We start from the raw sequence: 20,011 nt of genomic DNA on the forward strand, positions 1-20,011 counted from the left end.
GAGGAAGTGCTCGACGAACTCGCCAAGGTGGCGGCCGAAGCCATGGCCCGTGGCGAGGACGGCATGAAGGCTGTCGAGGACATGGGCGTACCGACTTCGATCGCCGCTGAGGCATGGGTGATCGCGGACCGGGCGGAAGCCAAGAGATGGTGGCAGCGGGTCGAGCGAACGATCGACGGCGAAGTTATCCGCAAAGCGATCGGGGGTAAGGCATGAGCACCGTCGTCGCATTCAACCCTTCCCACGTCCTGATCTCCTCCGGTCGATGCACCGGGGGAGACGACCGCCACCTGATTGGGCGGTGGGTCCACATGGTTGATTTCGTCGATGAGGAGGGAGGTGTCCTTCACGACTATGTCGGCACCGACTGCGCCAAGGCCGACGAGGCTGCCGTTGCCTGGGCCCGCGACGTCGGCTGCCGGATCATCGACCGCTCGTCTCAGGAGCCGGACCGATGAGCGCAAAGAAGCAGAGGCCCCAGCGGGGTGATCCAATCGCGAAGGATGCGAGCGAGAGGGACATCTCGGCCATCACCGGCATGTCGAGGCGCAAGATCTGGCAGGCGAAGAAGATCGCCGAAATCCCAGAGCATGAGTTCGAGCGGATGGTCGAGAGCGACGATCCACCGACTCAACCTTCTGGAGGTGGCTCACCAGCGAGCCAGGTCGAGCCGCCACGAGCAGAAGATCTGCCCGCATTGCGGAGGTGAGCTATGACCACCATCCCAGCCGGCGGCAGCACCGGCTACGATCACGAGCACAGTGCGGCGATCACTGAGGCCAATTCGATCAGAAGGAGATCGATGTGAGATCGTTCGCCGCCATTCCGCCTGTCGTCTGGCAGATGGACATCAAGAAGCTCCGCGGCGACCCGACAGCGATCGCCGTCTACTACCACCTGACGACCAGTCCGCACTCGACAATGATCGGCATCTACGCGCTCGATCTGCACTACCTGTCGATCGATCTGGGGATACCCTTCGAAGGGGCTTCGAAGGGGCTTCGAAGGGTCATTGAGGAGGGTTTGGCTTCCTACGACGAAGAACACGAGATCGTCTGGGTGCACGAGATGGCGATCTCGCAGGTGGCGCCGAGACTGAGCCCGAAAGACAACCGCGTCTTGGCCGTCGCCAAGCAGCTCGCGCAACTTCCTATCTGTCAGATAACACTCGCTTTTTATGCCCGCTACCGGGACGTCTTCAACCTTCGTGATGCGCTCTGTCTGGAGGATTTCGAGCGGTCGTCGGGAAGGGGCTTCGAAGGGGCTTCGGAGGGCCTTCGAAGCAAGGAGAAGGAGAAGGAGAAGGACCAGGATCTAGGAGAAGGACAAAACAAGATCCGCTTCGACGATGAAAGGTTAGTGCCTACGCGCGAGGCTTTCGACGCGCAGGAATTCGCGTTCGAGCCGAAGCCGTCGCTGGAGGAGAACCGCAAGTTCCTCGTCCAGATGGGCGTACCTGCGCATCGAATGGAAACAGCCCTTCAGCGGCTGATCCGGGAAGCGCTGTTCCCCTGCGACATTGCCGAGTGGAAGACGGAGGTCCGCAATGGCCGAGCAGCTTGATCTGTTCTCCTGGGCCGCGGCTCAACCGTCGAACGTGATCGACGCACTGCCGGCGCTGATCCGCAAGGCAGCGATGGAAACGGCCTACCGGATCCCACGACCGAAGGGTGACGGGGTCATCACCGAAATTCGGAGGATCGCATGAACTCCCTCGTCCACATCGAGCCCGGCCAGTGGGTGCTGGCTTACAAGGAAGGATATGGTCCTTTCCCCGGCAGCGGCGAACTGCGCGAGGCGCTCGATCGCCTCGTCTATGAAGGATCGGGCTGGACCTGCCTCAACCGGCCGGCCGATCAGTTCGACGTCCTCCATGTCGCACGCGTCATGCCGAAGACGTTCACGGTCCTCGATGAGCCCGGCCGTCGCTTCCGCGATCAAGTGGTCGCCGCGGCGTCGACAGAGGGCGAGATCGTCGCGTTGCGCGACAAGCTCTTCGGCATCGGGGTCGCAGCCGATCGCGCGATTGAGGAAGAGACGGCCCGGGTGATGGCCGAATTTGCTCGGAAGACCCGAGCCGATGGGCTGGCCAAGATCCACCGCGCTCTGCCGCACATTTTCGGGAGGGAAGCATGAGCGCCTCGACCAACATGCCCGATCCTGGCGACGTGCCGGTCCTCGACTGGCTCGACGTCGATCTGCTCGACGTGGATCCTCTGTACCAGCGGCCGGAGGATGAAAAGCGGGTGGCGAAGATCGCCGAGGGCTTCCGCTGGGACCGGTTCGGCGCGCTCGTCGTCGCTCCAAAGGAGGGCGGCCGCTTCAGCATCATCGACGGTCAGCACCGGGCGCGCGCCGCGCAGCTGCACCCGAGCGTCACTGTCGTGCCGGCGGTGATCATCACGGCCGACGGGGTGGCCGAGGAGGCGGCGAGCTTCGTCGGCATCAATGCGAAGCGGAAGAACACCAGCGCGCTCGAGCTGTTCTTCGCCCATCTCGCCACCGGCGACGAGGATGCGGAAACAGTTCGCCAGGTGTGCGAACGGGCCGGCATCAGGATCCCGAAGCACCCGCAGGTCTACAAGCCGGGTGACTGCATCGCCGTTGCCGCCATCCAAGCCATCATCGGCCGGCGGGGCGCCATGCGGGCCCGGCAGCTCCTCGAGATCCTCGCCAAGGCCGAACTGGCGCCGATCACCGCGACGCACATCAAGGCGGTGGAGCACCTGATGATGGCCGACGAGTTCTGCGGCGTCATCGATGGCGAGGACCTCACGGCGACAGTCCTCGCGATGGGTACCGCGGCCGACGCCGAAGCGAAGCGGTTTGCGGCGACCCACGGCTGCCCGGCGTGGAAGGGGCTCGCCTCGACGTGGTTCCAGCGGTGCAGGAAGCGGAGGAGGGCGGCATGACCTACCAGCTTCCTCAATCGCTCGTCGCGCTCCGCAGCAAGCTGGTCAGCCTCGGCGCCGACGTCACCGCGTTCAAATCCGAGCGCCAGGCGGCGTTCATGGCTCAGCAGCTGCTCGGCACCCGGCTCAAGTTCCCGCCGAAGGGCACGTCGTGCTTTACACTTCTGCAGCGGATGGAGAAGGCCGCAGCCGACGCCGCGAGCACATCGGGCAAGTCATCTGCCCGCTCAAATCGGACATCTCTGGTCACCAGCTCAAAGACCAAGCGCGGCAAGGTCTCTCGGCCGAAACCGCCGCGGCCCGTCGCCACCTCAGCAACGGACTTCGACACGGGCCTCGTCGTCTTCTGCGACGGCGGCTGTGAACCAAACCCGGGCTTTGGCGGCTGGAGCTTCGTCGTCTATCGCGACGATGTCGAGATCCACGCCCAGCACGGCGGCGCGGCCGGTACCACGAACAACGTCATGGAGATCACCGCCGCGCTGATGGCGCTGCGGTGGTTCGTGGAGCGCCGCATCGTCGAGCCGGCCCGGCTGATCTGCGACAGCCAGTACGTCGTGAAGGGCTGCAACGACTGGCGGCACGGCTGGAAGAAGAAGGGCTGGCGCCGCGGTGTCGAGAAGGAGCTCGCCAACGTCGATCTGTGGCGGGAGCTCGACGTGGCTCTGACCCTGGTGCCGATCACGCTGGAATGGGTGAGGGGACACAACGGCACCGCCGGCAACGAGCGCGCCGATGAACTGGCGGCGATCGGCCGGGACGGTGTCCTGGAGCAGGTCCTCGACGTGGAGCGAGACCGCGCTTCACTGGGATATGCCTCCCGAATCCAGGATGAGATCGAACGGGAGAGGGAGGCCGGATGACGAACACCGCTGTCCTCGCTCTCCTGTCAGAATACGGCATCGAGGTGATCGGGAAGTCCGCATACCCAAGACCGGGTCAAACTCGGGCACCGGAGACCGTGGGGCGCATCCTTCGGCGGTTCGGGGAGGATCACGTCCGGATGGTCCTGTCAACGCTGGCGGAGACGGCAAACAACGGTCTGTGCATGGACGAGGTCGGCTTCTGGGCGGCTTCCGACATGATCCGGGCCTGCTCGTCCATCATCGAGAACGACGCAACAGCATTCCTCGAGCTGTTCGACGCGACCCCGGTGGGTGAACTGCAGCTGGTGACCCGCGACCTATCCGGCATCGTGCACCAGCGGCCGGCACTAGTCGGGATGCTCTACGAACGGGCCTATCGGCGGTTTGGCCCGAACGCCGGACAATTGGACCTTCTCGACGATCGGAGACAAGCATGAACGAGGCAGAGATCGCGGAACGGTTCATAGCCGCCGCGGAGACTAACCGGAAGCGCCAGGTGAAAGGGACGAAGCCGACGGAGTACGGCTCTGCCATGCCTGAATACGTCCGTACCCGCGCCGACATGAACGGCTGGGGCCGAAGCCACGGGGATCATCTGCTGCCCGGTGACGATCCGTTGGCAGAGGAGCGGCGGCGGTTCTGGGAAGGCGAGACCACCCGGCCAAGCGCGGCTGCCATCTCCTGCCTAGAGCAGTGCGAGCGCTGGACCGCAGTTCTCGTTTCCAGTCCCGACAATCGACGTGCGCTATGGGCATGGGCCAAATCGAAGGCCGGCGGGCAGACCTTCGCGTCGTGGTGCTTCAAGGTAGAGGGCATCCATCCAGAGACCGGGCGGCGCCGAAAAGATCGGGCAATCTCGCAAATTGCATCGGCTTTAGGCGGCAACGTGTTGCAGCATAAGGAAATGCAGGGTTCAGGGGTGTTGTTCGAAGGGGCCATTTCGGCATACTTTGCAGATACGGTCGAGGATGAAGCGCCCAAGGGGCCCAGAGACTTCTCCTGGCGATCCGACCCAGCACTCAGACCGGTCGACGATCCCGCAAATCGCGATACGAGATGGGCAGAGCGTCAAACGGAGCGCCGCCGGCAAATGGCCGAGCGGCCCGATCTAAAAAGGGGCCGCTCAGCCTGAACGGCCCCTTTGGGTTTCCCCTTAGAGCGTGCCGATTTCGACCTGCTCGTCGGCCGCATACTCCGGGGCCGATGATGCGTCGAACTCCGGCAGTGCCTCGATGTCTTCATCGGTCATGCCGCGAAGGAGAAGCTCGTCGCCCCGCATGGACATGGCGTCCAACGGCAGTGCGACCTCACGCTCGCCAAGTCCGAGGAACCCACCTTCGGCCAGCACGGCGTAGATGCGCTGGTCGACGAACACCAGACGCTCGACCTCACCCAGGTCCTCGTCGGCGCCATTGACGACGTTGCGACCGATGATCTCGGATGCGGCGACCTTCGTCGGCTCGCCGGCCTCCAGCGGTTCATCCCCGGCACGCAGGCTGGCGAACTGGTCCTGGCCCTGCGGCTGGCCGGTGGCAGCGGCGCCCTCCGTTGCGGCGCCACCCTCAGCGGCGGTAGCGCCCTGGGTTGCAGCGGCGCCCTGCGCTGCAGCAGCGTTTCCGTCCATCTTTTCCACCTGGATGTCCGGCTCGCCCGACTGAGTGTACTGGATGTTCGGCTCGCCGGTCTCGGAGAACTCGATCTTCGGCTCTGCCTGCTCGTAGCTGACAGCCGGCTGGCTTTCCTCGATGTTCACCGTAGCGCCGTCAGAATCGCCGCCTTCCTGGGTCACGATCGGCTGGCCCTGCTGAACTTGGATGTTCGCGGAGCCCTGCTCCTCGACATCCACCGTCGGCTCCTCGACCGCAATCTGCGGCTGGCCCTGCTCGACAGAGACTTTAGGCTGCGCCTGACTGACCGAGACCTGCGGCTCAGGTGTCGTGACGTTGACCTCGGGATCCGGCATGCGGACGATGATCTGCGGCTGCGGCTGATCGATCGTGATCGTCGGACGCGGCATCTCGACGCGAATGGTCGGCTGCTGCTGACGTACGATGATTTCCGGCTGCGCCTGCTGGACCGACACCGTCGGATCTTCCTGACTGACGGAAACCTGCGGATCGGCCTGGTCGACGGTGACCGTCGGCTCAGGCTGCGTCACGACGATACGGCCACCGGTGGCGGATAGATCGGCGCCTTCATTTTCCTGAAGGGCACGTTCGGCTTCTGCAAGCCACGGGCCGCAAACGGCCGGATCGTCCTGCTCCACCACCTGCCGGGCACCGACGACGAATTCTTCGTTGAAGAGCTCGGCATTCTCATCGTTGAGGGTGCGGAGGTTTTCACAAGCCTCAACGTTAGCCTCGGTCTGCGCAGCATCCTGTGCATACGCGGACGCTACCAGTGCGGTCGTACCGAGCAGCGACGCCGCGATCACGGATGTAAAGCGATAGGACATTTTCCTGATCCCTGTTGTTGTTGATGATGGTCGATAAAGAGGCGGTGCGGGAGACGGTTCCACAAAAAGCCGCAACTGGTTGAGCACCAACCGATCGAATCGCCGGGCTGTTTGCCTCGCTGGCTCACGCTGGCGGTCGGTGGGACGACTGGCAGTTTCGAGGGGCAGCAAGCATGTCGCACGAGTAGGGAGCGGGTACGCCAGCTTTCGCGGCCCCACGGATTCGTCCCTTGCCCGCTCCCGTCCTAGTGCCTCATAGCTGCGGCTGCTCGTTTGGCACGATCGAGCCCGTTGAGCAGGCCGACAACCTCCTCAGCCTCTTCCATGTCCATCAGGATCATCACCTGGTCATTCACGACCGCGGGCAGGTCGGTGAAGATGTCGACGACGCTCCATGTGCCGTCCGGATCCTTGCGAAGCGTGTAGCGATCGTCGGACATGGTTTTCGTCCATTGGATTCGTCGGCCTGGAATTAGGGCAGCCACAAGCGGGGAGCAGGACACAATGCTAGCCCTGCACCTCGCCGGCTCCTCGATCGAGATGGAAGCCTCCGGGCTCACCACCACGCTCTTCGGCGACGGCAGCTTCGTGAAGGCATGGCCCGGCGATAGTGCCGAGGACCGCGCCCGCGCCGTCTCTCTCGGCTATGCGAAGGACGACGCGTCCCTGACATGGGATGACCTGGTGCAGATGAGCCGGGAGCACGAGGCAGGGCACGCTATCCTCGCCCATGTCCTCGGCCTACCGCATTCTCTGACGGTCAAGGGTGTCGCCGCCGGAGCTTACTGGCCGCACTGGCAGGCTGAGGAGAGCGCGGTGCTTGGGCTGCAGCGATATGCGCGGCTGGCCGGTGTCGATCTAGTCGAGGTGGCGCGGCGGATACACGCTGGCGGGCTACCAATCCCAAGGCTGTAGCCCGCAGGGAGGTTATTTCCCGACTTTGCCGTCGGAAGATGGCGCAGACGCGGAATTGGGGTGGTCGGGCCATCCCAAATTCTCTTTCTTCCAGCCGGCGTGCACAGCATGTGCCATGGTCTTGGTGCGGTTTCGGATTGATGAACTCGACGGCGCGAACCCTGGGTTGTCAAGGGTAGCCTTGTAGCCTTGGACATCCTCGTACTGCGCGCGATCGCGGAGCAACTCAAAGATGATCGCTTCCAGGTTTTCTACGCGGCGATGAAGCCAAGCGATGCGGAAGTCGCGCTTGTCGTCGCCGGTAGCCCCGTGAGGGGGCAGTTGCTTGTCCTCGAAGATGGCCATTATTCGATTCCTACCTCGTTTGCAGCGCGGAGGCTCGCATGCCCTGCCGCCCCTGTGAAGTGCGCCTCCGCATTCGAGCCGAGGCCGAGGCGCGAGACGGCATCAAGGGCGTGCTGAAGGAGATCCGATGTCCCTGATGCTCACCGTCCGCGGCAACGGTCTCCCGCGCCTAGAGGATGCCGTCGAAGCACTCGGCGAGAAGAAAGCCCGCAACGCCTACCGTCGCGCCATCAACGAGGCCGGACGCGACACCAAGACACCAACCCAGCGTGCACTCGCCGAGCAGACGGGGCTGAAGGTTGGCGTTGCCCGGAAGGCGCTGAGGGTGAAGAAGGCCAGCGCATCCGATCTGCAATACGAGCTGCAGGGCAAGGGCGGCTTCATCCGGTTAAAGTACTTCGGCGCCAGAGAAACTCGTAGGGGTGTCAGCGCCGCTCCCTTCGGCCAGCGCCAGGTCTTAGCGCACACCTTCATCAAGGGCGGCCTGTTCCCTGGCCGCAAGGAGCTGGGCTTGGGCGGCCAGGTTTTCCGCCCGACCCGCGGCACACGATGGGGCCGAGACTTCGAAACGATGAAGTCAGACGTCCGGATCCCCGACGAGATGGTGAAGGGCGCGACAGCGGATGCGTTCCAGCGGATAGGCCAGGCCAAGCTGAGCGAGAAGGTCGCTCGGCACATCCGGCTCGTCACCAAGGGGGTGCTGACGTGACCTGTGACGGGGTGGAGTGCAATGCAGCATACCCCCCCGGATCAGGGACCGTGCCCATCGAAAATGGCCCTATACGGCGGCGACCCGCCGAATTCGTCTAGGTGCCGACCTCTAATTGGTGCCCGCAAAACCTTGCAGCGTAGGGGATTCAGAAATCGCTGGGGACGACTGATCGCGCCGTCGGGCTTCCTCGCGAAATTCAGGAAGTGGCGGGCGATGTTCGGACGGTTCAGGAATGGCTGAAGGCATCTCAATCCGCGAGTTCGCAAGGCGTGACGGGTGCGACGACAGCATCGTCCGCCGCAAGCTGAAGAGCGGCCATCTCGTCGCCTTTACAGACGGTTCGCTCGATCCCGCTTTAGTCGGAACGGACTGGCGAACGCGAACGCGGGCAGGTGCGGGCACTGCGGGCAAAAATGCCGCGGCTGCCCGCAAGGAGCAGAAGGCGACAGAACCTGCGCGGGAGTTCAGTCTTGACGGCCGGTCGGTGTTTTCCAAGGCTGAAGCGGAGCGGATCAAGGAGAACAGCCTCGCGCTGATGCGGCGGCTGGAACTGGACAAGGCCATCGCCGCAGTCGTCGAGATAGACGACGTCGTGATGGCCGTCGTCGGGGAATACAGCTTGGTCCGCAACAAGCTGCTGAACATTTCATCGAAGATTGCGCCCCGTGCCGCGGCTCTTCGATCGGCGGAAGAAATCAAAGCGCTGATCGACGGTGAGATCGCGACCGCGCTCGAGGAGTTGACGCTTGACGGTCATGGAAGCGTTGGCTCTGACGAGTTACGAAGAGACATGCAGCGGAGGCTTGCAAAGGCTTCGTGACCGACTTCGGCGGGGCCGGGCGGAGGCACTCAGTCGCCCGCCGATCCTGACGCTGAGCGAGTGGGCTGACGAGTTCGCCTATCTGTCGCCTGAGACGAGCGCGGACGCCGGCAAGTTCGTCGCCTTCGCCTATCAGAACGGCATGATGGACGCGGTGACCGATCCGTCGGTGCGCCAGATCAGCGTGATGAAGAGCGCCCGCGTCGGGTACACGAAGATCCTCGACCACATCGTCGGGTACTTCATTCACCAGGACCCTTCGCCGGTTCTCGTGGTGCAGCCGCGTGTCGAGGACGCGGAGGATTATAGTCGGACAGAAGTCGCTCCCATGCTGCGCGATACGCCCGTGTTGGCGGAGATCGCAGGCGATCTGAAGGCGAAGGATTCCAATCAGCGCATCCTGAAGCGGGTGTTCCGGAACGGCTCGTCGGTCTCCTTCGTCGGCGCCAACAGCCCGGGCGGCTTTCGGCGCATCACGGCGCGCATCATCGCATTCGACGAAGTTGACGGTTACCCAGCGCAGGGGGCCGGCGACGAAGGCGACCAGATCGCGCTCGGAACAAAGCGATCGGAATCGTTCTGGAACCGGAAGATCATCTTGGGATCCACCCCGACGATCGATGGCGTCAGCCGCATCCAGAAAGCCTGGGAGGAGAGCGACCAGCGGCGCTACTTCGTGCCGTGCCCCAGGTGCGGTCACAAGCAGACGCTGCGCTGGGAAAACCTTAAATGGGACAAGGCGGAGGACGGGCAGCATCTTCCGAAGACCGCGCACTTCCGCTGCGAAGCGAAAGGCTGCCGGATCGAGGAGCACGACAAGCCCCGGATGATCGACAACGGCGAGTGGGTAGCCGCCAAGCCATCCACCGGCCATGCAGGGTTCCACATCTGGGCGGCCTACTCGCTGTTCCCCAACGCGGCTTGGCAGTATCTGGCCGAGGAGTGGCTGCGGGTCTACCGCGACCCGTCGCAGCGCAAGACGTTCACGAACCTGGTTCTCGGGGAGCCGCACCAGGAAGCCTTTGAGATCACCGACCCTGAGGCTTTGCGGGCGCGGTGCGAGCCGTACAATGACGAGACGCTGCCTGACGATGTGAGGCTGATCACCTACGGCGCCGACACACAGAACGACCGCATCGAAATCACCTTCGTCGCCTGGGGCATGGATGACGAGGCGTGGGTCGCGGTTCACCATGTCGAGATCGGCGACACGTCCAAGATCGACGTGTGGGACCGCTTTGACGCGGTGATATCGTCCCGTTTCAAGACCGAATCTGGCCGGGTGCTGGTGGCGCAGGCCGGCTGCATCGATAGTGCCGGCCATCGCTCCGAGATGGTCTACAAGTTCTGCAGGGATCGGAAACGGCGCCGGGTCTATCCGATCATCGGACGCGGGAATGCGAACCCGAAGCAGCCGCGGCAGATCTGGTCGAAGACCCCTACGCGCACCAAGAACAGCGGCGACAAGCCGTATACGGTGGGCGTCGACACGGCGAAGGACGATCTCTCGTCGAGACTCGCGATACTGCCGCAGGAAGACCGACCGAACCCGCGGGCGATCCACTTCCCCGCAGAGGGGCTGAGCGGCGACTACTTCGAGCAGCTGACCGCCGAGCACGCGGTGATCAAGTACGTCAACAAGCTCCCGCATAGGAAGTGGGAGCCGAAAACGGTCGGGCGCCGGAATGAGGCATGGGACTGCCTCGTCTACGCACTTGCAGCCCGTCTCTCGCTCCCGGTGAAGCTCCGGTCTCAGCCGGCTACGCCCAAAGTGCCCGAACGTGCGACCGACGAACCGGAAGCGCCTGAAACCGAGGCCGATCGCGCAGAGCCGGTGCAGATAACGCCGCCGCCGCGCCCTGTTCGCCAGCGGCCACGCTGGAACATGTACCGATAGGATACCCTGAATGAGCGATGCAAAGCCTCGGGTCCGCGTGAAAGCGGGGGCCTCAGCTTCTCCGCGTGCGGACTCGACGGCGCTGGTGCCGGTTCAGCCCCGGCCGGCCAGAGCTACCGCCCGCCACCTCCGCGGCGATCGAACTGGCCTCCTCAACATGCGCCGTGCCGTCACTCGGGACGCTAAGGTCGACGTCTACGAAGCCGCGGAGCGTGCGTCGGCGCTGGCGCTGGACTTCATCCACAACAGCGGGTGGCTGTCGGGTGCCGTCTCCCAGATCGTCTGTGACACGATCGGTGTCGAGCTCAAGCTCAACTGCCGCGCCCGGCTGGCCGGCTTCGGCTACAGCGACGACGAGGCGAACGCCTGGTGTCGCGCGGTCGAGGCAGCCTGGCTGCAGTGGGCGTGGAACCCGAAGGAATGCGACCTCGGCGGCGAGATGACGATCGCAGAGATGAGCGACGCTATCCTGCGATCCTATCTCGCCTATGGCGAAGGGTTCGGAGTTCTGGATCGGCTCACCAATAGCCAGCGCCGGGCGATGGGCGCCCGCACCGGCCTGAAGGTCTCGCTGGTCGCCCCGCATCGCTGCCCACGCACGACGCGTGAGTTCGAGGGGCTGGAAGGCGGGATATTCCGAGACGCGGTCCGTCGTCCCCAAAAGTACCGGTTCCGCATCCGCGAGGGCGGGCTCGAGATCGACCATGACGTGCCGGCGCAGGATGTCATTCACGTCATGGACCGAGGTGAACATCTGAACGCCGGACGCGGCATCTCGCCGATGTCGCCGATCCTGAAGGTGGCGGCACAGTCGGACCAGCTCGCCGACGCCACACTGGCTGTCGCGCTGATGCAGCAAGCCTTCGCGGCGATTATCAAAAGCCCGGAGGCAAGCACGGAAGCCTTCGAGGCCATCCAGTCGCTCGTCGATACAGATGTCCCTGAAGGCTATGACCCGATCGTGTGGGCCCGGACGGTCGACGGCGTCCGCGCCGATCTTGTCGAGGTGTGGGCAGCCCGCTTCGAGGCGCTGAAAAGCGGCACCCTGTCGCTCACCGACCCGGCGCGCGTCGCTCATCTCGGCCCCGGCGAAGATCTGCAGATGGTGACGGCCTCGGCGCCGCAGAACAATTACGTGCCGTTCGCCCAGAACCTGCAGCGGGAGATCGCGCGGTGCCTCGGCGTTACGTTCGAGAGCTTCACCGGGGACCACTCTAACGCAAACTATTCCTCGGTCCGCATGGCTGTCGCGTCGATATGGCCTATGGTGATGCGGCGTCGCCAGCGCATCGTGGTGCCGTTCGTCCAGGCGATCTTCGAGCAGTGGCTCGAGGAGAGCATCTACGAAGGGCGTATCGCCTTCAAAGGCGGCTACCAGGCGTTCCTGCGCGATCCCGAGGCGGTATTTCAGGCGGAGTTCCAGGGACCGGAGAAGCCCTCAGCCGATCCGTACAAGGATGCGTTGGCGTCGAAGATCCTAATGGAGCTCGGCCTGTCGTCGCACGCCGACGAGGCGATTGCCCGGGGCAAGAACCCGCAGGAACTGCTCACTGCCATCGAGCGCGAGATCAAGGTGATGGAAGCCGCGGGCATCCCGGTACCGTTTGGGCGGCCTCGCGGCGGCGGTGCTGGACCCGATGGCGCGGCTGCGCCTGGCCGTCGCGAGCCTGCAAGGGAAGACGCCTGATGGCCGACGACATCGACTGGTGCGCGCGGGTGGCCCAGCTCCGCGAGATCGAGTTCGCCCGCGTCTCCGGCGACATGCTCGAGGAAGCGCGCTTCGGCGCCGACATGGCCCGCTACACGAAGGTATCGGCGGCCGACCTTCAGGCCGCGATCCAATACGCCGAGCGCCAGTGCGCGAAGTCGCAGGGCAGGCGGTCGCGATACGCTCTCGCCGCAAGGGCGCGGCCTTACTGACGAGGAGGGCCGCATGGCCTGCATTCTCAACGGATCCGACCTTCACCTGGTCGGGGCCGTAGGCTTCGACATTTTCGACGACTACTTCACGCACGCCGACGTTCTGTTGGCGTTCGCCCGTGCCGGTCGCGATAGCGATCTGACGATTCACCTGAACAGCCCGGGCGGGTTCACCGACCAGGGCGAGGGCATCGCCAACGCGATCAAGATGAGGGCAGGCAAGACCACCGTCGTCGTGACGGGCGTTGCCATGTCAGCAGCCACCATCATCGCATGCGCCGCCGACGAGATCGTCATGTGCCAAGGCGCCTTGTGGATGGTGCACGAGCCGCAGATCACCCTTTTCTTCGCCGACAGCAAAGGCGTCGAGAGCGCTGCGCAGTACCAGCGCCTGGTCCTCGATGCCTATGCCGAGGTCTATGTCGAGCGTACCGGCAAGACGGACGGAGAGGTCCGCGCCTGGATGAGCGCGACCACCTACTTCGGTGCGGACGAGGCGATCGAGGCAGGCTTCGCCGACCGCAAGTCGGCAGATGTCATCGACTTTGCCGAAGCCGCGCCAGCCTTCCCGTATGCCGACCAGAAGATATTCGCCCACGCGCCCGACCGCCTCGTTGCGCGGGCGCGGGAGAAGGATTGGACGCTTCGCGCGGCCAAGCAGCCGACGGCGTCCGCCGCGGCAACACCCGGTCAATCACAGGAGATCCCCATGACCGATAAGGATCGGGCGGACGCACTCGCCGCCGAGATCGAGACCCTGAAGGCGGAGATGAAGGCATCCAAGGATGCCGACACCACGGCGTCGCTTCAGGAAGAGCTGGAAACGCTCCGCGCCGAGAAGCAGGCCCGTGAGAACACCGACGCGATCATGGCCCTGGAAGAGGCCAAGGGGCGCGAGCCGCAGGCCAAGGCGCTGGCGGATGCCGGTGTGAAGGCCGAGGCCGCCAAGGCCATCCTCGCCGCGTCCGGCAAGGTCGAAGCCGAGAATGAGCCACGCCGTCTGAACGGTCAGGGTCTCACCGGCAAGACGTCCCCCACCACTGCGCAGGCGCCCTCGATGGTCGCCAACATGCGCAAGCTGCTCGGCCAGAAGGAGGTCGCATAAATGTCCGTTCTCATCAGTGAAGGCCGGTACCCCAGCGACTGGCTGAAGGAATACGAGCACGACTACTCGGTGGAGGAGGTGATCATCGCCTCCGGCGCAGGGATCGTCGACAGCGGCACCGTCGTCGGCAAGATCACGGCCTCCGGCAAGTACGCAGTGGTCACCGTTGCCGCGGTCGATGGCAGCCAAAATGCCGCCGGGATCGTCATGCGTCTCGTCGACGCCACCTCGGCCGACGCCGCTGCCGTGATCGTCGCCCGCAAGGCGAAGGTCGTTCACCAGGGCCTCAAGTACGGCGCCGACGTCGATACGTCCGCCGAGCGGGCCGCCATCCATGCAGCTCTCGGCGCGCTCAATCCGCCGATCCTCGTGCGCGAAGGAGCATAACCGATGAACCCCATCCTCGACATTTTTGGCAACGCGGCGTTCTCGTCGACGTCGCTGACGGCGGCGATCAACATCGTCCCGAACGACTACGGCCGGATCAACGATCTTGGCCTGTTCGTCGGCGAGCCCATCACCACGACCACCGTGGCGGTGCAGTTCGAGAACGGCACGCTCAACCTCCTGCCCACCCGCGAGCGCGGCGCGCCGTCCTCGCTCGGGATGCCGGAGAAGCGCAGCGCCCGCCAGTTCTCCACGTTCCACATCCCTCACGACGATTTCGTGCGGGCGGACGACGTGCAGAACATCATCGCCCGCACTGCGGCGGACGGCGTCCTGGAGTCGGTCCAGAGCCTCGTCAACCGCAAGCAGATCACGATGCGTCGCAAGCACGCGATCACGCTCGAGCACATGCGGATGAGCGCCCTTCGCGGCGAGATCCTCGACTACGACGGCTCGTCCCTGCTGAACCTCTTCAACGAGTTCGGCGTGACGCAGAAGACGGTCGACTTCGTGCTTGGCACTGCGGCCACCGATGTGAAGGCGAAGGCCCGCGAGGTTGTTACCTACATCGAAGACAACCTCATGGGCGAGGTGATGTCGGGCGTTCATGTCCTGGCATCGCCCGAATGGTACGAGAAGTTCATCGGCCACGCGAAGGTCGAGGACATCTTCAAATATTACGATGGCGCCAACAATCCGCTTCGGCAGGACGTTCGCCGCGGCTTCCCGTTCCAGGGTCTCACGATCGAGGAATACCGAGGCTCGGCCACCTACCTGCAGGAAGACGGCACCTACGCCACCCGGCGCTTCGTTCCGGCTGGCGAGGCCATCGCCTTCCCGCTCGGCACGACGGACATGTTCCGGACCTATTGGGCGCCAGCGGACTTCATCGACACCGTCAACACGATGGGCGACGAGATCTATGTCCGCACGGCCATCGATCCCGAATTCCAGCGCTGGGTGAAGATCCACAGCCAGTCGAACCCGCTCCCCATCGTCAAGCGTCCGAAGCTTCTCGTGAAGCTGACGACGAGCAACTGAGGAGGATGATCCCATGCAGGTGAAGAACAAGAAGTCGGGAGAGGTCGAGACGATGCGCTACGGCGCAGCGGCTGCGGCCGTGTCCGCCGGCACCCACAAGCACGTCAACGTCGATGCGGACAAAGCCGTCGCGGATCCTTCGGTGCAGTCGCAGGACTCTTCGGGCAATGGCTCGGCCGATCTGTCTGCCATGACGAAGGACGAGCTCGTCGCCGAGGCGGAGAAGCGCGGTGTCGAGGTGAAGGCCGGAGACACCAAGGCCGAGATTATCAAGGCGCTCGAAGCGCAGTAGCGGCGGGGCCGGTTCGCGCCGGCCCTTCCATTCGATCCGGAGGTCACCATGCCCGTCGTTGCGCGTCATCACTCCATCCGCGATCGAGTTCTCGCGTCTGTGGACAGTGTATTCGCGGAGCCGGTGCGGCTGTCGTTCCTCAAGAGCGGCGCCGTTGATCCCGCGAGGCCCGCTGTCGAAGTCGAGGCGCTTCTTCGTGTCGGAGGCGGCAACGAAACGAACGTGGCGGGAGGCTGGGCTCAGGGCTGGCGCACCCAGCTTGCGGCTGGAAAGGCGGAGCTGTCCATTGACGCCGCTCTTTACGCGGGGCCGGCGATCAAGGTTGGCGACCGGGTGCGGGCGATCTCCCGCCGCGGGCAACCGTGGTTCGAGGTTCTTCGGGTCGATGACCGGGGCGAGACGCGCCTTGTAATGGAGCTTGGCGAAATATGAGCCTTGCACGGATCGCACTACGCATTGCCGCCGTCGAAGCCATCAAGGGCCACACCCTCGTCGGTTCCAAGGTCCTCGACAGTCCGAACGGCGCCCTCGACATCGCCGCTGACGGTACGATGCGGACGGACGAGGATCGTCCCTTCGTCAGCGTCTACACCGACAACGGCACCGTCGAAGGGATGACGGGTCGCAGTTTGGTCGACAACGGATCGTGCGTCCTGGTCATCGAGGCCGGCATCTCGATGGCGATGACCGAAACGGATGAACAGACCGGGGTCTCGCAGATCGTCGGCGTAGCCATCCCCGCCTCCGATCAGAACTTCGAATTCTTTCTCGACCTCGTGCAGCGGCAGATCATCGACGCGCTGTCTGACCCGGACAACGAGTGGGCGGAGATTTATCGCGGCCTGCATTACCGCGTCACGAAGGTCGAGATCGGAGGCAAGCGGAACTCCGATGACGGCCAGCGGCTGGCCGGCCACCAGACCCGGATCACCGTCGACCTGATCGACGATCCCGTGCGCGGCGAGCCGATTGATCCCGGCACCCCCCTGGCGCGGTTCTTCGCCATGCTGGATGCGTCGGCAGACCCGGTCTACCAGGCACAGGCACAGGCCATGCTCGACATTGTCGGCGGTAGCGATCCCGACTGGAAAATACTGCAGCGCCGGCACGGCATGACGGCGGCAGAGCTACTGGCCTTGGGACGCGGGCCGATCGCGCAGGACGAGCTGCGCGAGACGCCGGAGTTCATTGTTGGCGCGGTGGAGGTGGACGGCGTCGGCGACGAGAGAGAGATCGTCTGATGTTCGCCGAGATCATCGGGATGAAGGCCGACATCGAAGCCCTGAAAACAGCGTTCGGCAACAGCCTGAAGTTAGGACCGGTCGAGGAGATCGACGCTGCCAAGGGCTATCGCCTGAAGCTGGGGGAGGGCGCCGATGGCGAGCCGTGGCTATCGCCGTGGCTACCACATCCGGAGACGGGCAAGACCAGTGTTCCCCTGAAGAAGGGGCAGATCGTCGGCGTGATGAGCCCGACCGGCGACATGCGTCAGGGCCTCGTCTTCCGCGGCGGCTACTCGGCCGAGAACGCCAGTCCGAACCAGAACATGGCAGCCAACGTCTTCGAGGACGCAGGCGTCCGGATCGTGGTCGCCGGCGGGGCGCTGACGATCACCACCGGAGGGACGTCCGTCGTCATTTCGTCGGACGGCATAGTGATGAACTCGCCGCGGATCGACTTGAACTGATGCCCGCTGCTCACGTCCTCGGGATGGCCTGCACCGGCCATGGGTGCTGGCCGCCGAGACCCAACGCGGCGGCGAGCCCGAACGTATTCGTCAACGGGATTGCGCTGCATCGGCAGGGCGATGCCTGGAATGCGCACACTTGTCCGCAGATCCCTGAAACGCACGCCAGCGTTCTCGCTGCCGGCTCGCCGACGGTGTTCTGCAACGGCAAGCAGGCGGCCCGCACCGGCGATCCTGTGGCGTGCGGAAGCGCCGCCGCCGGGGGCAGCCCGAACGTCTTCATCGGCCCGTAGGGATATTCCCGCGGGCATCACCCGAAGCCAAGCTAGGAGCTTTGCAATGGAACGGACCACGGCAAAAACCGGGGGCAGCACCGCCGCGACCGACGATGGGCGCAAGACGTACGACGTGAAGCCTGGCGTCCCGTGGATTGCCGGCGAGCGGGTCGGCAAGCGCACCGAGATGGAGCTGTCGCCGAAGGCTGCCGCCTACGACCTGCAGCATGAGCGACTGGCGCTGAAGGGCGGCAAGCGGCCGAAGTCCTGGGATGCCAAGCCCCAGGCCGACAAGAAGGCCGACTGACGCCATGGATTTCGATCGGCGCACGGGGGCGGTCATCGATAACTACGCCTCGGCGCTGCAGTCGGTCGAGGTCATCCTCACCACCCGCGTCGGCGAGCTGGTGATGTTGCGCGAGTTCGGAGCCGCGGTCCTGCCGCTGCTCGGGCGGCTGATGACGCCGCAGCTGTTCGGGGTGTTCCGCGTCCTGCTCGCCGCGGCCATCGATCTCTGGGAGCCGCGCTTCCGGGTCCGCCGGGTCGACGTCGAGGGCGGTGTCGACGCTTTGCGCGCCGGCATCGCCACGATCGGCATCGAGGTCGACTGGCGCCCGCGCGGGCACCTCGGCGACGAGACGGTCGAGGGCGTGCGCAGCTTCGCGCTCACGGCGGGTGCAACAGGAATTATCGAGGTAACGACATGAGCCGCTTCGTCCAGGCGGACCTCGCCGCCCTCGGCCCCATGCCGGCGGTGCTCGAGGTCGACTTCGAGGAAATCCGCGCGCGGCGGGGCGAGTATCTGAAGCTCGCGTTGTCGGAGTTCGGGCTGGATTACGACGTGACGACGATCGAGGCCTCGCCGCTGATGGTCGCCGTGGCGCGCGGCGGCGGCTACGAGGAAATGCTGTTCCGGCAGCTGGTCAACGAGAAGGTCCGCGCCGTTTCGCTGGCGAATGCCGGCGGCGGCGATCTCGACCATATAGCCGCCACCTATTACGAGCTGCTTTCCCGGCAGAGCGACGTCGACGAGCAGGGGAACGTGATCGTCGAAAGCGACGACCGGTTTCGCGATCGCGTCGCGCTCGCCTCGGAGGCATTCTCCACCGCGGGCCCGCTCGGCGCCTATGTGTTCCAGGTGCTCGAGCTGGACGGCGTTCCCGACATCGCCGACGCTTGGGCTTATTCGGAAGAAGACGCGGCCACCTATAGCGCCGGCCTCCACGCCGATGCCTATTCGGTCGGAGCGCGCTCGACGCCCTTTGCCGGGCGCGGCAATGGCGATCCGGTCATCGCGCCCGAAGTCCTGGTGGTGATCCTTCCCGCCGTCGCCTATGGGCCGTGCGACCAGAGCCTCCTGGACCGCGCCTATGCGGCGGCCTCGGCGCGGGACGTGCGCCCGATCGGTGACAATGTCCGGATCGAGCCGGCGGCCGTCGTCGACTATGCGGTGGAGATGACCATCACCTATGCGCGGGGCGCCGACCCGGCACCGCTGATCGCGGCGGCCGAGGTGGCGGTCCGGTCTTATGTCGACAAGCGGCGGCGGGTCGGCGTGAAGGCCGAGGTGCATGGCATCTTCGGCGCGGCCTATGTCTCTGGCGTCGAGGCCGTGACCGGCATCTCGCCGACGACCGACGTCGCCGGCGGATCCAAGCAGGCGCCGAATTGTACCGGCGTCACCATCCATGCGGTGCAGTCGGAAGGGTCGTGGACGTGACGACGGCCGAGCGCGTCACGGCCGCCGGTGCGGTCGCTGCCGCCATCCTTCCGCGGGAAGCCTCGCCGATCGAGAAGGCGCTGCTGACGGTCGAGCTTCTGGCGCTGGCGGATGCCGATCCGCGCGTCATCGCCACGGCCTGGGATCCGTGGCGGTGCCCGACGGTTCTGCTGCCGTGGCTCGCCTGGGCGCTATCGGTCGATGTCTGGGATCCGGCCTGGCCGGAGGCGCGCAAGCGCAAGATGATCGCCGCCTCGCCGATGGTGCATCGGCTGAAGGGAACGCGTGGCGCGGTGCGCCGGGCGCTCGATGCCTTCGACCTCGACTCCACGATCGTCGAATGGTGGGAGGAGACCCCGCCGTCTCGCCGGGGAACGTTCCGGGTCGAGATCATCTACGCAGACGGCGGCCCCGTCTTCGACCTTGCGACGCAGATCCAGGCCATCGAGGCGGTGCGCTCGTCGAAGCCGAAGAGCCGCATTTTCACGACGCGGGCGACCATCCCCTTCGCCGGGCCTCTCGGCTTCCATGCCCATGAGCGGACGTCGCTCGCATGGACGGTGCAGCCCTTCCAGTTCACCGGGGAGACCATCGGTGGCCAGCTGTTCGCTGGCGCTATCACCGCGGGCCTCCTGACGCACACCATCAATCCGAAAGAATAG

31 protein-coding genes are annotated in these 20,011 nt (G+C 64.9%); 28 read left to right on the forward strand and 3 right to left on the reverse strand.

Going from position 1 to position 20,011, the window contains the following annotated elements; translation table 11 throughout:
- Positions 1-6: 6 nt before the first annotated feature.
- The 10 genes from GTW51_RS18945 to GTW51_RS18985 all read left to right on the forward strand — a co-directional run bounded on the left by GTW51_RS18945 (position 7) and on the right by GTW51_RS18985 (position 4,910).
- Positions 7-216, forward strand: coding sequence for a hypothetical protein (locus tag GTW51_RS18945; protein ID WP_203566180.1), 210 nt, complete (start codon positions 7-9; stop codon positions 214-216).
- On the forward strand, positions 213-458 hold the full coding sequence (locus tag GTW51_RS18950) for a hypothetical protein (protein ID WP_163045627.1): 246 nt from the start codon (positions 213-215) through the stop codon (positions 456-458). Before GTW51_RS18945 ends, GTW51_RS18950 begins: the two co-directional genes overlap by 4 nt.
- A complete protein-coding gene (locus GTW51_RS18955) occupies positions 455-709 on the forward strand; it encodes a hypothetical protein (RefSeq protein ID WP_163045628.1) in 255 nt (84 codons plus the stop codon). The genes GTW51_RS18950 and GTW51_RS18955 overlap by 4 nt, the downstream gene beginning before the upstream one ends.
- 95 nt (positions 710-804) lie before the next feature.
- Positions 805-1,563, forward strand: coding sequence for a hypothetical protein (locus tag GTW51_RS18960; protein WP_163045629.1), 759 nt, complete (start codon positions 805-807; stop codon positions 1,561-1,563).
- The gene (locus GTW51_RS23615; protein ID WP_203566181.1) at positions 1,547-1,708 is read left to right on the forward strand and encodes a hypothetical protein; all 162 of its coding nucleotides are present in this window, start codon (positions 1,547-1,549) and stop codon (positions 1,706-1,708) included. Before GTW51_RS18960 ends, GTW51_RS23615 begins: the two co-directional genes overlap by 17 nt.
- Positions 1,705-2,136: a hypothetical protein gene (locus GTW51_RS18965; RefSeq protein ID WP_163045630.1), complete on the forward strand. Its 432-nt coding sequence runs from the start codon at positions 1,705-1,707 to the stop codon at positions 2,134-2,136. The genes GTW51_RS23615 and GTW51_RS18965 overlap by 4 nt, the downstream gene beginning before the upstream one ends.
- On the forward strand, positions 2,133-2,912 hold the full coding sequence (locus GTW51_RS18970) for a ParB N-terminal domain-containing protein (RefSeq protein ID WP_163045631.1): 780 nt from the start codon (positions 2,133-2,135) through the stop codon (positions 2,910-2,912). The genes GTW51_RS18965 and GTW51_RS18970 overlap by 4 nt, the downstream gene beginning before the upstream one ends.
- Positions 2,909-3,775, forward strand: a complete 867-nt coding sequence (locus GTW51_RS18975) for a ribonuclease H family protein (protein ID WP_163045632.1) — start codon at positions 2,909-2,911, stop codon at positions 3,773-3,775. The genes GTW51_RS18970 and GTW51_RS18975 overlap by 4 nt, the downstream gene beginning before the upstream one ends.
- Positions 3,776-3,915: 140 nt before the next feature.
- On the forward strand, positions 3,916-4,215 hold the full coding sequence (locus GTW51_RS18980; protein WP_246233270.1) for a hypothetical protein: 300 nt from the start codon (positions 3,916-3,918) through the stop codon (positions 4,213-4,215).
- The gene (locus tag GTW51_RS18985) at positions 4,212-4,910 is read left to right on the forward strand and encodes a hypothetical protein (RefSeq protein ID WP_163045634.1); all 699 of its coding nucleotides are present in this window, start codon (positions 4,212-4,214) and stop codon (positions 4,908-4,910) included. Before GTW51_RS18980 ends, GTW51_RS18985 begins: the two co-directional genes overlap by 4 nt.
- A gap of 21 nt (positions 4,911-4,931) precedes the next feature.
- Here the strand turns inward: GTW51_RS18985 and GTW51_RS18990 are convergent, their stop codons facing one another.
- Together GTW51_RS18990 and GTW51_RS18995 are read right to left on the reverse strand one after the other, a co-directional pair.
- A complete protein-coding gene (locus GTW51_RS18990) occupies positions 4,932-6,233 on the reverse strand; it encodes a PRC-barrel domain-containing protein (protein WP_163045635.1) in 1,302 nt (433 codons plus the stop codon).
- A gap of 245 nt (positions 6,234-6,478) precedes the next feature.
- Complete coding sequence (locus GTW51_RS18995; RefSeq protein ID WP_163045636.1) at positions 6,479-6,673, reverse strand: hypothetical protein; 195 nt, start codon at positions 6,671-6,673, stop codon at positions 6,479-6,481.
- A gap of 64 nt (positions 6,674-6,737) precedes the next feature.
- On the opposite strand from GTW51_RS18995, the gene GTW51_RS19000 reads away from it, so the two are divergent.
- Positions 6,738-7,148 (forward strand): hypothetical protein, encoded by a 411-nt coding sequence (locus tag GTW51_RS19000; protein WP_163045637.1) that lies wholly within the window; start codon positions 6,738-6,740, stop codon positions 7,146-7,148.
- A 12-nt stretch (positions 7,149-7,160) separates the two neighbouring features.
- Here GTW51_RS19000 and GTW51_RS19005 read toward each other — a convergent pair whose 3' ends face one another.
- Positions 7,161-7,493: a hypothetical protein gene (locus GTW51_RS19005; RefSeq protein ID WP_163045638.1), complete on the reverse strand. Its 333-nt coding sequence runs from the start codon at positions 7,491-7,493 to the stop codon at positions 7,161-7,163.
- 127 nt (positions 7,494-7,620) lie between these two features.
- Here GTW51_RS19005 and GTW51_RS19010 point away from each other — a divergent pair, with 127 nt between their 5' ends.
- The 17 genes from GTW51_RS19010 to GTW51_RS19090 all read left to right on the forward strand — a co-directional run bounded on the left by GTW51_RS19010 (position 7,621) and on the right by GTW51_RS19090 (position 20,011).
- The gene (locus GTW51_RS19010; RefSeq protein ID WP_163045639.1) at positions 7,621-8,202 is read left to right on the forward strand and encodes a hypothetical protein; all 582 of its coding nucleotides are present in this window, start codon (positions 7,621-7,623) and stop codon (positions 8,200-8,202) included.
- 235 nt (positions 8,203-8,437) lie between these two features.
- A complete protein-coding gene (locus GTW51_RS19015) occupies positions 8,438-9,025 on the forward strand; it encodes a hypothetical protein (RefSeq protein WP_163045640.1) in 588 nt (195 codons plus the stop codon).
- Entirely contained in the window at positions 8,961-10,922 is a 1,962-nt protein-coding gene (locus tag GTW51_RS19020; RefSeq protein WP_246233278.1) for a phage terminase large subunit family protein, read from the forward strand. Before GTW51_RS19015 ends, GTW51_RS19020 begins: the two co-directional genes overlap by 65 nt.
- A gap of 157 nt (positions 10,923-11,079) precedes the next feature.
- The gene (locus GTW51_RS19025; RefSeq protein WP_246233271.1) at positions 11,080-12,609 is read left to right on the forward strand and encodes a phage portal protein; all 1,530 of its coding nucleotides are present in this window, start codon (positions 11,080-11,082) and stop codon (positions 12,607-12,609) included.
- Positions 12,609-12,842: a hypothetical protein gene (locus GTW51_RS19030; protein WP_163045643.1), complete on the forward strand. Its 234-nt coding sequence runs from the start codon at positions 12,609-12,611 to the stop codon at positions 12,840-12,842. The genes GTW51_RS19025 and GTW51_RS19030 overlap by 1 nt, the downstream gene beginning before the upstream one ends.
- 13 nt (positions 12,843-12,855) lie before the next feature.
- Complete coding sequence (locus GTW51_RS19035; protein WP_163045644.1) at positions 12,856-13,947, forward strand: Clp protease ClpP; 1,092 nt, start codon at positions 12,856-12,858, stop codon at positions 13,945-13,947.
- On the forward strand, positions 13,948-14,334 hold the full coding sequence (locus GTW51_RS19040; RefSeq protein ID WP_163045645.1) for a head decoration protein: 387 nt from the start codon (positions 13,948-13,950) through the stop codon (positions 14,332-14,334). It abuts the gene before it with no gap.
- Positions 14,335-14,337: 3 nt separating this feature from the next.
- A complete protein-coding gene (locus tag GTW51_RS19045) occupies positions 14,338-15,375 on the forward strand; it encodes a major capsid protein (protein WP_163045646.1) in 1,038 nt (345 codons plus the stop codon).
- Between the two features lie 13 nt (positions 15,376-15,388).
- Positions 15,389-15,667: a hypothetical protein gene (locus tag GTW51_RS19050; protein WP_163045647.1), complete on the forward strand. Its 279-nt coding sequence runs from the start codon at positions 15,389-15,391 to the stop codon at positions 15,665-15,667.
- A 48-nt stretch (positions 15,668-15,715) separates the two neighbouring features.
- Positions 15,716-16,099, forward strand: coding sequence for a hypothetical protein (locus GTW51_RS19055; RefSeq protein WP_163045648.1), 384 nt, complete (start codon positions 15,716-15,718; stop codon positions 16,097-16,099).
- Complete coding sequence (locus GTW51_RS19060) at positions 16,096-16,908, forward strand: hypothetical protein (protein WP_203566182.1); 813 nt, start codon at positions 16,096-16,098, stop codon at positions 16,906-16,908. The genes GTW51_RS19055 and GTW51_RS19060 overlap by 4 nt, the downstream gene beginning before the upstream one ends.
- Positions 16,908-17,354, forward strand: a complete 447-nt coding sequence (locus tag GTW51_RS19065) for a phage baseplate assembly protein V (RefSeq protein ID WP_163045649.1) — start codon at positions 16,908-16,910, stop codon at positions 17,352-17,354. The genes GTW51_RS19060 and GTW51_RS19065 overlap by 1 nt, the downstream gene beginning before the upstream one ends.
- Positions 17,354-17,647 carry a PAAR domain-containing protein gene (locus tag GTW51_RS19070; RefSeq protein WP_163045650.1) on the forward strand — a complete coding sequence of 98 codons (294 nt, stop codon included), beginning with the start codon at positions 17,354-17,356 and terminating at the stop codon, positions 17,645-17,647. Before GTW51_RS19065 ends, GTW51_RS19070 begins: the two co-directional genes overlap by 1 nt.
- Positions 17,648-17,693: 46 nt before the next feature.
- Positions 17,694-17,936, forward strand: coding sequence for a hypothetical protein (locus tag GTW51_RS19075; RefSeq protein WP_163045651.1), 243 nt, complete (start codon positions 17,694-17,696; stop codon positions 17,934-17,936).
- Between the two features lie 4 nt (positions 17,937-17,940).
- On the forward strand, positions 17,941-18,336 hold the full coding sequence (locus GTW51_RS19080) for a GPW/gp25 family protein (protein ID WP_163045652.1): 396 nt from the start codon (positions 17,941-17,943) through the stop codon (positions 18,334-18,336).
- Positions 18,333-19,349, forward strand: a complete 1,017-nt coding sequence (locus GTW51_RS19085; RefSeq protein WP_163045653.1) for a baseplate J/gp47 family protein — start codon at positions 18,333-18,335, stop codon at positions 19,347-19,349. The genes GTW51_RS19080 and GTW51_RS19085 overlap by 4 nt, the downstream gene beginning before the upstream one ends.
- Positions 19,340-20,011, forward strand: coding sequence for a phage tail protein I (locus GTW51_RS19090; protein ID WP_343034064.1), 672 nt, complete (start codon positions 19,340-19,342; stop codon positions 20,009-20,011). Before GTW51_RS19085 ends, GTW51_RS19090 begins: the two co-directional genes overlap by 10 nt.

Source organism: Aurantimonas aggregata (assembly GCF_010500835.1).
GTDB lineage: Bacteria > Pseudomonadota > Alphaproteobacteria > Rhizobiales > Rhizobiaceae > Aurantimonas > Aurantimonas aggregata.